Source organism: Streptomyces sp. a15 (assembly GCF_059026085.1).
Genome location: NZ_JBWLKM010000039.1, coordinates 28,684 through 41,660, shown reverse-complemented (window position 1 = coordinate 41,660; position 12,977 = coordinate 28,684). Strand labels below are relative to the sequence as shown.

Sequence of the window (12,977 nt, the reverse complement as noted above, 5' to 3'; positions counted from 1 at the left end):
GTCGGTCCCGCGTTCACCTGGGGTTCGCCTGTCCGCCGCCCATGCGTGTCAGCCTCCACGGGCTGGGCACACGGGCTCGGGAGAAAAGGGGCAAGGGGAGCCATGGAGAGCGGACCGGCGATCTTCTCGGGAGTGGTGTTCGCCCTCTTCGGAAGTGGGCTGCTGGCGTGGACCGCAGCCCGCGTACGGCACCGGGAACCGGTCGCCCTCGGTGTGAGTCCTGTCGCATCGGCGACCGTCGCGAGCCTCGTCGCGCTGATCGCGCTGGCCCTTGGCATGTGGTGCTTCACGCGCGTGTAAGAACCGCGCGAGAGCTGCCTGAAGGCCGAGGCCCCGATAATTGGGAGGTCACCCTCCGGATAGGCGAGAAAAGGCCGGTGGGCACTCCGGGCGGCAGGAATGGCGGGAGTCGGGTTACCGTTCGAGTGGCCGTTGCGGGCTTTTCCCGTTTGACACGGGGGCGGGATGTACCGTCACACTCCGCAGCGTCACCATGACCCGACCCCGGGAGCAAGGCCTGGGGAGGCCCCAGCGTCGACCGGAGAGAAGAGCGAAGTTGTCCCCGACCAGCGAGACCGCGAAGGGCGGCCGCCGACTCGTCATCGTCGAGTCGCCTGCCAAGGCGAAGACGATCAAGGGCTATCTCGGCCCCGGATACGTTGTCGAGGCGAGCGTCGGGCACATCCGCGACCTCCCCAGCGGCGCCGCGGAGGTGCCCGAGAAGTACACCGGCGAGGTCCGCCGCCTCGGCGTGGACGTCGACCACGACTTCCAGCCCATCTACGTCGTCAACGCCGACAAGAAGGCCCAGGTCAAGAAGCTCAAGGACCTGCTGAAGGACTCCGACGAGCTCTACCTCGCCACCGATGAGGACCGCGAGGGCGAGGCGATCGCCTGGCACCTCCAGGAGGTTCTCAAGCCCAAGGTCCCGGTCAAGCGGATGGTCTTCCACGAGATCACCAAGGCCGCGATCCAGGCCGCCGTCGCCAACCCGCGCGAGCTGAACCAGAAGCTGGTCGACGCCCAGGAGACCCGCCGCATCCTCGACCGTCTCTACGGCTACGAGGTCTCGCCGGTCCTGTGGAAGAAGGTCATGCCGCGCCTGTCGGCCGGCCGTGTCCAGTCGGTCGCCACCCGGCTCGTGGTGGAGCGGGAACGCGAGCGCATCGCGTTTCGTTCTGCTGAGTACTGGGACCTGACGGGCACCTTCGCGACCGGCCGCGCGGGAGACGCGTCGGACCCGTCGTCGCTGGTCGCCCGCCTCCAGACCGTCGACGGCAGGCGGGTCGCGCAGGGCCGCGACTTCGACTCCCTGGGACAGATCAAGAGCGCGAACACCCTCCACCTCGACGAGGCCAACGCCCGCGCGCTGGCCGCCGCCCTGGAGAACACCCAGTTCTCGGTGCGGTCCGTCGAGTCGAAGCCGTACCGCCGCTCGCCGTACGCCCCGTTCCGTACGACGACGCTCCAGCAGGAGGCCTCGCGCAAGCTCGGCTTCGGCGCGAAGTCGACCATGCAGGTGGCCCAGAAGCTGTACGAGAACGGCTTCATCACCTACATGCGTACGGACTCCACGACCCTGTCGGACACGGCGATCAACGCCGCCCGCGCCCAGGTCACCCAGCTGTACGGCGCCGACTACCTCCCGGCCCAGCCGCGGACGTACGCCGGAAAGGTCAAGAACGCGCAGGAGGCGCACGAGGCGATCCGCCCCTCGGGCGATCGTTTCCGCACCCCCGCCGAGACCGGACTGACCGGCGACCAGTTCAGGCTGTACGAGCTGATCTGGAAGCGGACCGTCGCCTCCCAGATGAAGGACGCCACCGGCAACTCCGTCACCGTGAAGATCGGTGGCGCCGCCGCCGACGGCCGGGACGTCGAGTTCAGCGCGTCCGGCAAGACGATCACCTTCCACGGCTTCCTGAAGGCGTACGTCGAAGGTGCCGACGACCCGAACGCCGAGCTGGACGACCGCGAGCGCCGGCTGCCCCAGGTCAGCGAGGGCGACGCGCTGCGCGCCGAGGAGATCACGGTCGACGGGCACGCCACCAAGCCCCCGGCCCGCTACACCGAGGCCAGCCTGGTCAAGGAGCTCGAGGAGCGCGAGATCGGCCGCCCGTCGACGTACGCGTCGATCATCGGCACGATCCTCGACCGCGGCTATGTCTTCAAGAAGGGCACGGCCCTCGTGCCGTCCTTCCTGTCCTTCGCCGTGGTCAACCTCCTGGAGAAGCACTTCGGGCGGCTCGTCGACTACGACTTCACCGCCAGGATGGAGGACGACCTCGACCGCATCGCCCGCGGTGAGGCGCAGGCCGTGCCGTGGCTCAGGCGCTTCTACTTCGGCGAGGGCGCGGGCGGCGGCGGTGCCGCGGACGCCGGCAACGGCGACGGGGACCACCTCGGCGGCCTCAAGGAGCTGGTGACCGACCTGGGCGCCATCGACGCACGTGAGGTGTCGTCGTTCCCGGTGGGCGACGGCATCGTGCTGCGGGTCGGGCGCTACGGCCCCTACGTGGAGCGCGGCGAGAAGGACTCCGAGAACCACCAGCGGGCGGACGTGCCCGAGGACCTGGCCCCGGACGAGCTGTCCGTCGAGTTCGCGGAGGAACTGCTCGCCAAGCCGAGCGGCGACTTCGAGCTCGGTGCCGACCCGGAGACGGGCCGTCAGATCATCGCCAGGGACGGCCGCTACGGCCCGTACGTCACCGAGGTGCTCCCCGAGGGCACCCCGAAGACCGGCAAGAACGCCGTCAAGCCGCGTACGGCCTCGCTGTTCAAGTCGATGTCGCTCGACACGGTGACGCTGGCGGACGCCCTCAAGCTGATGTCGCTGCCGCGCGTCGTCGGCAAGGACGCCGAAGGCGTGGAGATCACCGCGCAGAACGGCCGCTACGGGCCGTACCTGAAGAAGGGCACGGACTCGCGCTCGCTGCAGACCGAGGACCAGCTCTTCACGATCACCCTCGAAGAGGCGCTGGAGATCTACTCCCAGCCCAAGCAGCGTGGCCGGGCCGCCGCCAAGCCGCCGCTGAAGGAACTGGGCGACGACCCGGTCAGCGGGAAGCCGGTCGTCGTCAAGGACGGCCGCTTCGGGCCGTACGTCACCGACGGGGAGACCAACGCGACCCTGCGCTCCGGCGACAGCGTCGAGGAGATCACCCCGGAGCGCGGCTTCGAGCTGCTCGCCGAGAAGCGGGCCAAGACGCCCGCCAAGAAGACGGCGAAGAAGGCGCCCGCCAAGAAGGCTCCGGCCAAAAAGGCTCCGGCCAAGAAGGCGACGGCGGCCAAGAAGACCGCCGCCAAGACGACCACCGCTGCGAAGAAGACGACCGCCAAGAAGACCACCGCGAAGAGGGCGACGGCTTCGAAGACGGCCGCCGACGAGTGACGGTCACCGTATTTCTGCACTGAGGGTTCGCAAAACGAACGCCCCGGCATCACTTTGGTGTCGGGGCGTGCGCACGTTCGGACGCGCGCCCCGGCCTGTCGGTGGGTCCCGATAGGCTGAAAGCATGACCCCAGCGGAGCAGCCAACGGCCCCTCACCCGGCCCCCGACGACGCCCTGGTCGCGGACTCCCGCGAGCGCGCCGTCCGCGCCCTGCTGCGCCGACCACAGCTGAAACGGCTGTGGAGCGCACAACTCGTGGGCGGAGTCGGTGACACCCTCGCGCTTCTGGTACTGGTCGTCCTCGCCCTCCAAGCGGCGATCGCCGAGGGCTCGTTCGGCGGCGGCTACCGGGGCGTGGCGTTCGCAGTGGCGACCGTTTTCGGGGTGCGCATCCTCGCGACGCTACTCTTCGGGGCCGTTCTCCTCGGCCCGCTGACCGCGCTCACCTCCCAGGACGGCCTGCTGGACCGCCGCTGGACGATGGTCGGCGCGGACGGGCTGCGGGCCGCGATGCTCATCGTGGCGCCCCTGTGGATCGACTGGACACCCGAGGACGCGCTGGCCGTCCTGTTGGTCACCGCCTTCGTGACCGGTGTCGCCGAGCGCTTCTGGACGGTGTGCCGCGAGAGCGCGGCGCCCGCACTGCTGCCCGCCCCACCCCCGGAGGGGGCGACGGTGCGACCGCTGCCGGACCACATGGACGCCCTGCGCCGCCTGACGCTGCGTACGACCTTCGTGGCGATCCCGCTCGCGGCCGCCGTGCTCGTCGTCGCGGGTCTGCTCAACAACCTGCTCGGCTCGGGAATCGCCTGGTTCGCCCAGCACCAGGCGGCCCTGGCCTCGTATGTCGCGGCCGGACTGTTCGCCGCGTCCCTGTCCGTGCTGACCTTCCTGGAGCTGCCCGGCACACGCACCCCGCGCGCGCGGTCGCCGCTGGAGGGGCTGCGCCGGCCCAAGACGGGCACCGGCGTCGACAAGGGCCGTACCGGCGCGATCCCGCTGCTGGTGCTCGCCTGCGCGGCGATCGCCGGGGCGGTGGCGGCCGCGGTCGCCGTGTCCGTGCTGCACGCCAAGGACCTGGGCGGCGGCCCGGTGATGTACGGGCTGCTGGTGAGCGCCCTGACCGGTGGCGTGGTCGTCGGCATCCGTACGGCGCCTTCGCTGCTGCCGACGCTGTCGCGGCGCCGCCTGCTGGCACTGGCGCTCGCCTTCACCGGCGTCGCGCTGCTGGCCGCCGGGCTCGTCCCGGACGTCACCAGCGTGGTGCTGATCCTCGCGCTGGCCGGCGTCGGCGCGGGCGTGGCCGCCAACACCGGGCACACGCTGCTCGACCTGGAGGCCGAGGAGTACCGCCGGGCGCGGACCACCGAGCATCTGCACGCGGTCGTACGGGTCTCCGTGGCCCTGGGCGCGCTGGTGGCGCCCCTGGTGGCGGCGGCGATCGGCCCGCACCGTCTGGAGAACGGCAAGTTCGTGTTCGCGCACGGCGGCGCGGCCTTCACCCTGATGCTGATCGGCGCGCTGCTGCTGCCGGTGGCCGCACTGGTGCTGGCCAAGGTCGACGACCGCTCCGGCGTGCCCCTGCGGCACGACCTGCGGGACGCGCTGCTCGGCGGCGACGACCCCGTGACGGCACCCGCCGGCACCGGTTTCTTCATCGCCCTGGAGGGCGGCGACGGGGCCGGGAAGTCCACCCAGGCCGAGGCGCTCGCCGAGTGGATCAGGGCGAAGGGGCACGAGGTCGTGGTGACGCGGGAACCGGGCGCCACCCCGGTGGGCAAGCGGCTGCGGTCGATCCTGCTGGACGTGTCCAGCGCCGGGCTGTCGCACCGGGCGGAGGCGCTGCTGTACGCGGCGGACCGCGCGGAGCACGTCGACACGGTCGTCCGGCCGGCCCTGGAGCGCGGCGCGGTGGTCGTCTCCGACCGCTACATCGACTCCTCGGTGGCCTACCAGGGCGCGGGCCGTGACCTGTCCCCGACCGAGATCGCCCGGATCAACCGCTGGGCGACGGACGGGCTCGTGCCCAACCTGACGGTGCTGCTGGATGTCTCTCCGGAGATCGCGCGTGAGCGGTTCACCGAGGCACCCGACCGGCTCGAGTCGGAGCCGGCCGAGTTCCACGCGCGCGTGCGGTCCGGTTTCCTGACGCTGGCCGCCGCCGACCCGGGGCGCTACCTGGTCGTGGACGCGGGCCAGGAGCCCGAGGCCGTCACGACCGTCGTACGGCATCGGCTCGACCAGATGCTGCCGCTGTCCGAGGCCGAGATCCAGGCCCAGGAGGAAGCCCGCCGGAAGGCCGAGGAAGAGGCCCGGCGCAAGGCGGAGGAAGAGGCCGCCCGCAAGGCCGAGGAGGAGCGCCTGGAGCGCGAGCGCCAGGAGCAGCTCGAACGGCTGCGCGCCGAGGAGGAGGAGCGCAAGCGGCGCGAGCTGGAGGAGGCGCAGCGGCGCGAGGCCGAACGGCAGGCGGAGGAGGCCCGGGTGCGGGCCGAGGAAGCGCGCCGCCGTGCCGAGGAGGAGCGGGCGCGGCTCCTCGCCGAGGAGAAGGTACGCGCCGAGGAAGAGGCCCGCCGCAAGGCCGCGGAGGACCGGCGCCGCAAGCAGGCCGAGGAGGAGGCGCGACTGCGTGCTGAGGCCGAGGCGCGGCGCCTGGAGAAGCAGCGGAAGGCCGAGGAGGCGCTGCTGCGCGCCGAGGAGGCCCGGCGGCTGGCCGAGCAGGCGGCGGCCGCGGCCCAGGCGGGGCCCAGGGCGCCGGGAAATCGGCCGGCTTCCGGCCCCGCGGCGGACGCGGCGACCGTGCCGACGCCCGTGGTGACGCCGACGAACGCGTCGGGCGGACCGGTGGACGAGACGGCCGTACTGCCGTCGGTGGCGCCGGGGGCCGCGGACGACGAGACCGCGGTGCTTCCCCCGGTGGCGCCGAGGGACACGGACGAGACCACGGTGCTGCGTCCCGTGCGGGACGAGCAGACGGACGGGCGGTCGTCCGGGGAGGCCGCCGGAGGGCCGGACGCCGAGGTGACGGCCGAGCTGCCGCAGCCGCCGGCTCCTGCGGGGGCGGCGGACGAGACGGCGGTGCTGCCGCCCGGTGCGGCGGACGAGACGGCCGTGCTGCCTCCCGTGCGGGACGAGACGCCCGGGGACCGGGTTCCGCCGGGGTACTTCCGGGACGATCCGGCCGGGGCCACCGGCGCCGGGGCGCAGCCGGACGGGACCGAGGACCGGACGCGCGAGATGCCGCAGGTCGACGAGTCCGGGGCACCGCGGCGACGCGGGCGGTCGGACTGGGCCGAGGAGACGCCGCTGGACGATCTGCCGACGTTGGCGGACGAACTGCTGGGGCCGCGCGGGGACGAGGAGTTCGACGAGGAGCAGGGGCGGCGCGGGCGCGGCCGGCGGGGTTGAGTTCGGCGGGGTTCAGTTCGCTGGGTCGGGGCCGACCCAGCGGCACACTGCCCGCAGGCCGCGTGGCCCGGACGTCCCCAGGCTGTACGTCTGCTCGCGGCCGGGGCGGCACGGTCCGCCCCGGCCGTTGTCAGTGCCACCCCACACAATGGAAGCCGCAACGCGAAACGTGACGAAAGGGCGGGGTGAGGGATGACCGTCTGGGACGACCTGGTCGGCCAGGAGAGGGTGTGCGAGCAGCTCGGTGCCGCTGCCCGGGACGCCGACGCCCTGGTCACCGCGGCCGCCGCCGACACACCGCCGCCCGAGGCGTCGAAGATGACCCACGCCTGGCTGTTCACGGGGCCGCCCGGTGCCGGGCGGAATCAGGCGGCGCGGGCCTTCGCCGCCGCCCTGCAGTGCGTCAGCCCGGACCGCGCACTCGGCGGGATCCCCGGCTGCGGGTTCTGCGAGGGGTGCCATACGGCGCTGATCGGCACCCATGCCGACGTCTCCACCGTCGCCGCCGTCGGGTCGCAGATCCTCGTCGACGACATGCGGGACACCGTCCGCAAGTCGTTCACCTCGCCGGCGAACGGCCGCTGGCAGGTCATCCTCGTCGAGGACACCGAGCGGCTGAACGAGAAGTCGGCCAACGCCGTCCTCAAGGCCGTGGAGGAACCCGCCCCCCGTACGGTCTGGATGCTGTGCGCCCCCTCCATCGAGGACGTGCTGCCGACCATCCGCTCCCGCTGCCGTCACCTGAACCTCTCGACGCCGGCGGTCGACGCCGTCGCCGACATGCTCGTACGCCGGGAGGGCGTCGAACCGGCCGCCGCGATGGCCGCCGCGCGCGCCACGCAGGGGCACGTCGAGCGGGCCCGCCGCCTCGCCACCGACCCCGCTGCTCGCGCGCGCCGGGCAGCCGTGCTGAAGCTGCCGCTGCGGGTCGACGACGTCGGCGCCTGTCTCAAGGCCGCCCAGGAACTGGTCGACGCGGCAGCGGACGACGCCAAGCAGCTCGCCGAGGACATGGACGGCAAGGAGACCGACGAACTCAAGACAGCGATGGGCGCCTCCCAGAGCGGCCGGATGCCGCGTGGCACCGCGGGCGTGATGAAGGACCTGGAGGACAAGCAGAAGCGACGCCGCACGCGTACGCAGCGCGACAGCCTCGACCTCGCCCTGACCGACCTCACCGGCTTCTACCGCGACGTCCTGGCCCTCCAGCTCGGCTCCCGCGTGGCGATCTCCAACGCCGACGCGGAGGAGGCCCTGGAGCGACTCGCCCGCGCCGGCTCCCCGGAGTCCACGCTCCGCCGCATCGAGGCGATCGCCGCGTGCCGCGAGGCCCTCGACCGCAATGTGGCTCCGCTACTCGCGGTGGAAGCGATGACGATGGCGCTGAGAGCGGGCTGAGGCTGAGCTGAGGGGAGGGCAGGGGAGCGGAGGGGGACGGGCGGGGACAAGTTGACCATGTCACTCGTACGAGCCATGGCATGCACGGAGGGCATTCAAGTAGCTGCGCAGAGTTACGCTCGGTTGATGTACATCAGGCGCAGCTTCCGCCCCCTCACCACGGCAGGCCAGACCGATCCGCCCGTCCAGTGCTCCCGAACACGCAGAGCCCGCACCAGCGGTGTTCTCCTCGCCGCCGCCGCGCTGCTCGTCTCAGCCTGCTCCTCCGGGAGTACGACGAGCTCCGGCAGCGCGGCGGCTCAGGCGGCGCTTGTCGCGTTGCCGGAGGCCACGCCGGCCGCCCTCGCGTCGTACTACGGACAGAAGGCGAACTGGCGCAGCTGCGGCGTCCCCGGCTTCGAGTGCGCCACGCTGAAGGCGCCGCTCGACTACGCGAAGCCGGCCGACGGCGACGTCCGGCTCGCCGTGGCGCGCAAGAAGGCCACGGGTCCGGGCAAGCGTCTCGGGTCGCTGCTGGTGAACCCGGGCGGGCCGGGCGGCTCGGCGATCGGCTACCTCCAGGCGTACGCCGGGATCGGCTACCCGGCCGAGGTCCGCGCCCGCTACGACATGGTGGCGGTCGACCCACGTGGCGTCGCCCGCAGCGAGCCCGTCGAATGCCTCGACGGGCGGGACATGGACGCGTACACGCAGGCGGACATGACGCCCGACGACGAGCGGGAGACCACCGAACTCGTCGACGCGTACAAGGAGTTCGCGGAAGGCTGCGGCGCCGACTCGCCTCGGCTGCTGCGCCATGTGTCCACGGTCGAGGCGGCCCGGGACATGGACATCGTGCGGGCGGCGCTGGGCGACCCGAAGCTGAACTACGTGGGGGCGTCGTACGGGACGTTCCTCGGGGCGACGTACGCGGGCCTCTTCCCGGAGCGGGCCGGCCGCCTCGTCCTGGACGGCGCGATGGACCCCTCGCTGCCCGCGCGCCGGATGAACCTCGACCAGACGGCGGGCTTCGAGACGGCGTTCCAGTCGTTCGCGAAGGACTGCGTGCAGCAGCCGGACTGCCCGCTGGGCGGCAAGAGCACGACGCCCGCCCAGGTCGGCCGCAACCTCAAGGCATTCTTCGAGAAGCTCGACGCCCGCCCGATCCCCACCGGCGACGCGGACGGCCGTACGCTCGGCGAATCCCTCGCCACCACCGGCGTGATCGCGGCGATGTACGACGAGGGAGCCTGGGCGCAGCTGCGCGAGGCGCTGACCTCGGCGATGAAGGAGAACGACGGCGCGGGTCTGCTGGTCCTCTCCGACAGCTACTACGAGCGGGACGCCGACGGCCGCTACGCGAACCTGATGTTCGCCAACGCCGCCGTGAACTGCCTCGACCTCCCGGCCGCCTTCGACACCCCGGACGAGGTACGAAACGACCTCCCCGCCTTCGAGAAGGCGTCCCCCGTCTTCGGCGAGGGCCTCGCCTGGGCCTCCCTGAACTGCGCGTACTGGCCGGTGGGCGCGACGGGCGAGCCGCACCGCATCGAGGCGAAGGGCGCGGCCCCGATCGTCGTGGTCGGCACCACCCGCGACCCGGCCACCCCCTACCGCTGGGCCCGGGCTCTGTCCGCCCAGCTCTCCTCCGCCCGCCTCCTCACCTACGAGGGCGACGGCCACACCGCCTACGGCCGCGGCAGCGCGTGCATCGACTCCACGATCAACGCGTACCTGCTCCGCGGCACCCCTCCGGTGGACGGAAAGCGCTGTTCATAGCCCCTGCGACGGGCCCCGGGGACCCCGCCCCCGGGGCCCGTACGGAGCACCCCCGGAAACTGTGTAGACTTTCCCACGTTGCTGATCGCACCATGGTGCGGACGGCGTGCCGCCTTAGCTCAGATGGCCAGAGCAACGCACTCGTAATGCGTAGGTCTCGGGTTCGAATCCCGAAGGCGGCTCTTTCAAACCCCGGGACAGACACGTCTGACCTGGGGTTTTTGCTTGCCTGGATGACGCAGGGCCCTCCGTGGGTGATCACGGAGGGCCCCTCTGCGTGAGCGTGTTGGGACAGTGTTGGGACACTGAACTGATGCGGTGTCAGGCAGTACGCGATCCCCGCTCAGCCCGAGAGGAGCTTCCCGGCCTCGGCCGGGTCCATCAGGTTTGACCATGCCTGTTCGGCGGGGAGCAGGTCCCGGTCGGGGAGGCGTGATTCGGGGAACCAGCCCTCGCGCTCGCAGCCGGGGACGATGTCCAGCACGATGCGGACGAGGTCGCCGGGGACGGAGCCGGTGATTCGTACCGCGACGTACGCCTCGTGCCCTTCCTGGGCGCGGATCTGGACGCCCAGGGTGAAGGTGTCGTACGCGACGGTGTGCTCTGCGCCGTCGAGGAGTGAGTCGCGGGCGAGCTGGGGGATCACGCTCTCCAGGCGGCGTACGAACCGGGTGCCCTCCTCCAACCGGTAGCGCAGGTGGTCATCCCGATCCGGGAGCAGACCGCCGACGTATGTCTGCGTGGTCAGCGGACGGGAGTGCTGGGCGTTGTAGGCGCTGCGGGCGGCCTTCGCGTCAGTGGCCAGGGCCGCGTAGAAATCATCGGCCGAGCCGTCCTCGCGCATGCCGGCGGCCACCAGCCATGGACACGGTTCGGACCGCCAGACAGCGCCTCGCCATCGTTGCACTTTGACCTTGAAGAGGACCTGGTCGTCGATTGCGCGGATGCGCTCATGCTGCGGCTCACTGTTGCCGTCGAACTGTTCGTGCGCCTTGTTCAGTGCGGGGTGATCGACTTCGTCGAGCGGTGCCGTGATCGGGGGAACGGGTAAGCGCAGATCCTCCGTCAGGCAGCGCAGGGTCGGGCGGGTTCGGTCCACCGCGGCGCTACCTCTCCTCGTCGATCCCGCCGAGCCGGTCGATGTCCTCGGCGGAGATCCCTGTCAGCAGCGCGACGCGCGCCTTGGTAGTGCCGTCCAGGACCCGCATCGACTCGGCCATGCCCTGTCGGATCTCCTCGCGCCGATGCTCTATGTACATGCGCACCGCGTCCGCCACCAGATCCTTCTTCGTCACCCCCAGGAAATGTGCTCCCTGGGTGATGAGTTGGTCTGTCTCGAGATCCACCTTCAGCGGAGCCGCTCTCCGTGGCTTTGATTCCGCAGCATGCGCAGTCATGTTCGATCCACCTCCGGTACCCCAGGGTACTCCGATACTCATTACTCCGTAGCGCGTTTCCTATGTCCATCGGAGTTCGTCGCTTGCGCGTGGGCTGGCGCCATCTGCGAAAACGACCCGGCAGCACGCCGCTCAGGGCGCACTGCTTGTCGAGGCTTCATGGGGGAGCGCGGAAGAGGCGTACGCCCGAACGGCACCGTGCAGGCCCCGGTTCGCCACCCGGTTCGCCACCTGTGAGATCAGCTCCCCGCACCTCGCCGCTCATCCCCGATCACCGTCCCTCGGTCCGACGTTGGGACCACGTTGGGGCAGGCGACCCTCGTTGGGACAGCGTTGGGACGTACTGCCCGAGAGAGAACAACCCAGCGGGGGACGAGAAGGGACTTGCCGGGACCGCGTAACAGCAGGTCAGGGCGGTTCCAGCATCGGCGCAGCGGACTATAACCAGGTCGAAGCTTGATCAGGGATCTTGGCGCTGGATCGCTCGTAATGCGTAGGTCTCGGGTTCGAATCCCGAAGGCGGCTCTGTGGAAGCCCTAGGACTCACTCGCCGTGACCTGGGGCTTTTGCTTTTCTGTGATCTTCCTTGACGACTCCCTGGCCCGCCTCGCGGGCACCATGATCGCCCTCGGTGGACAACCGGTGGACAAGCGTGCAGCGGGCGTGCGGAGCGGTGGACGTCGGGCGCTCGGGCAGAGGGCGGTCGTGCCACCCGGCGATGGGTGGCAGATCATCGTTGTGCGAGCAGCCGGCAACGGTCGGCGTTGGAGGGTTTCCATAAAACGGGGGAGCGGCGGCGGCTGGTGGAGAAGCAGCCAGGGGCGAGAACGCCCCACGCAACTCACTCCCTCGGCAGGCAGGTCGTCGAGCCCGCCGAGGCGCTGGCCGACCAACTGGGGCTAACGGGATAAGCCGGGCGGCTTCGTGGGCACCGCCCGGCCACGCCCGCTGGCGGTATCAGCAGCGGCCAGGGGAAGTGCTGCTGGAGAGGATCTGCTCGACGATAGGCCGTCCGACGTCGAAGGCGTCGGCGACAGGCAGGACCCGGGCGTCGGGGTGTTCGATGAGCCAGTCCTTGGCGGCGTCGGCGCTGGCGAAGAAGTGGACCTGGTTGCAGAAGGAGGCGCGGACGGAGGTCGGCGCGTCGGGGGTGACCAGGGAGACGACGGCGGTGGCCGGTTCGACGCTGGTGACGCCGTCGGGTGTCACGGTCAGGCGGACCGGTTCGCCGGTGGCCCGGCACGGGGAGGTGATCTGGGCGGTGTGGCCGAGGACGGCGGGGAAAGCGAGGGTGTCCAGCGCGCACCACGTGTAGAAGGTGCGGCCCCCGGTCTCGTAGCGGTGCGGGGTGGGGTTGAACGTGAGGCCGAAGCCGATGATGCGGCCTTCGGCGTCGTACTCGGTGTCCGGCATCGCGGACAGCGCCTCGCGGACCTCCTGCTCGGTGCAGTGAGCCTGGGCGGCGAGAGCGGTGACGGTGGCCGGCTCACCGGTGGCCAGCAGCGTCTGCAGCGGGCGTACCAGCCACATCTGCAGACCGGGGGCGCTGGTGAGGGAGGCGACGAAGCGGGTGGCGAACTGCTGGGTGTCGGTGTCCACGGCGGTTCCCTCCAAGGACTGGATGGAT

The 12,977-nt window shown here is 71.2% G+C and carries 8 protein-coding genes and 1 tRNA gene; 6 read left to right on the top strand and 3 right to left on the bottom strand.

Annotated elements, in window-relative coordinates; genetic code table 11:
- The first annotated feature begins 102 nt into the window (after nt 1-102).
- From AC5P09_RS31305 to AC5P09_RS31280, 6 genes are all read left to right on the top strand, one after another.
- A complete protein-coding gene (locus AC5P09_RS31305) occupies nt 103-300 on the top strand; it encodes a hypothetical protein (protein WP_493877106.1) in 198 nt (65 codons plus the stop codon).
- Between the two features lie 256 nt (nt 301-556).
- A complete protein-coding gene (gene topA / locus AC5P09_RS31300; RefSeq protein ID WP_493877105.1) occupies nt 557-3,391 on the top strand; it encodes a type I DNA topoisomerase in 2,835 nt (944 codons plus the stop codon).
- A gap of 124 nt (nt 3,392-3,515) precedes the next feature.
- Entirely contained in the window at nt 3,516-6,797 is a 3,282-nt protein-coding gene (gene tmk, locus AC5P09_RS31295) for a dTMP kinase (RefSeq protein ID WP_493877104.1), read from the top strand.
- Between the two features lie 192 nt (nt 6,798-6,989).
- On the top strand, nt 6,990-8,195 hold the full coding sequence (locus AC5P09_RS31290) for a DNA polymerase III subunit delta' (RefSeq protein ID WP_493877103.1): 1,206 nt from the start codon (nt 6,990-6,992) through the stop codon (nt 8,193-8,195).
- A 126-nt stretch (nt 8,196-8,321) separates the two neighbouring features.
- Nucleotides 8,322-9,953 (top strand): alpha/beta hydrolase, encoded by a 1,632-nt coding sequence (locus AC5P09_RS31285; protein WP_493877102.1) that lies wholly within the window; start codon nt 8,322-8,324, stop codon nt 9,951-9,953.
- A gap of 108 nt (nt 9,954-10,061) precedes the next feature.
- Nucleotides 10,062-10,135: transfer RNA gene (locus AC5P09_RS31280), tRNA-Thr, on the top strand.
- A 161-nt stretch (nt 10,136-10,296) separates the two neighbouring features.
- Here AC5P09_RS31280 and AC5P09_RS31275 read toward each other — a convergent pair.
- The 3 genes from AC5P09_RS31275 to merB form a co-directional block, all read right to left on the bottom strand.
- Nucleotides 10,297-11,052 carry a hypothetical protein gene (locus tag AC5P09_RS31275; protein ID WP_493877101.1) on the bottom strand — a complete coding sequence of 252 codons (756 nt, stop codon included), beginning with the start codon at nt 11,050-11,052 and terminating at the stop codon, nt 10,297-10,299.
- 7 nt (nt 11,053-11,059) lie between these two features.
- The gene (locus tag AC5P09_RS31270) at nt 11,060-11,299 is read right to left on the bottom strand and encodes a hypothetical protein (RefSeq protein ID WP_493877100.1); all 240 of its coding nucleotides are present in this window, start codon (nt 11,297-11,299) and stop codon (nt 11,060-11,062) included.
- A gap of 1,008 nt (nt 11,300-12,307) precedes the next feature.
- Nucleotides 12,308-12,949: an organomercurial lyase MerB gene (gene merB, locus AC5P09_RS31265; protein WP_493877099.1), complete on the bottom strand. Its 642-nt coding sequence runs from the start codon at nt 12,947-12,949 to the stop codon at nt 12,308-12,310.
- Nucleotides 12,950-12,977: the final 28 nt, after the last annotated feature.

Coding starts and splice junctions, on each gene's coding strand:
- tmk (WP_493877104.1), top strand. CDS start 3,516: ATGACCCCAGCGGAGCAGCCAACGGCCCCTCACCCGGCCCCCGACGAC.
- AC5P09_RS31285 (WP_493877102.1), top strand. CDS start 8,322: ATGTACATCAGGCGCAGCTTCCGCCCCCTCACCACGGCAGGCCAGACC.
- AC5P09_RS31290 (WP_493877103.1), top strand. CDS start 6,990: ATGACCGTCTGGGACGACCTGGTCGGCCAGGAGAGGGTGTGCGAGCAG.
- AC5P09_RS31305 (WP_493877106.1), top strand. CDS start 103: ATGGAGAGCGGACCGGCGATCTTCTCGGGAGTGGTGTTCGCCCTCTTC.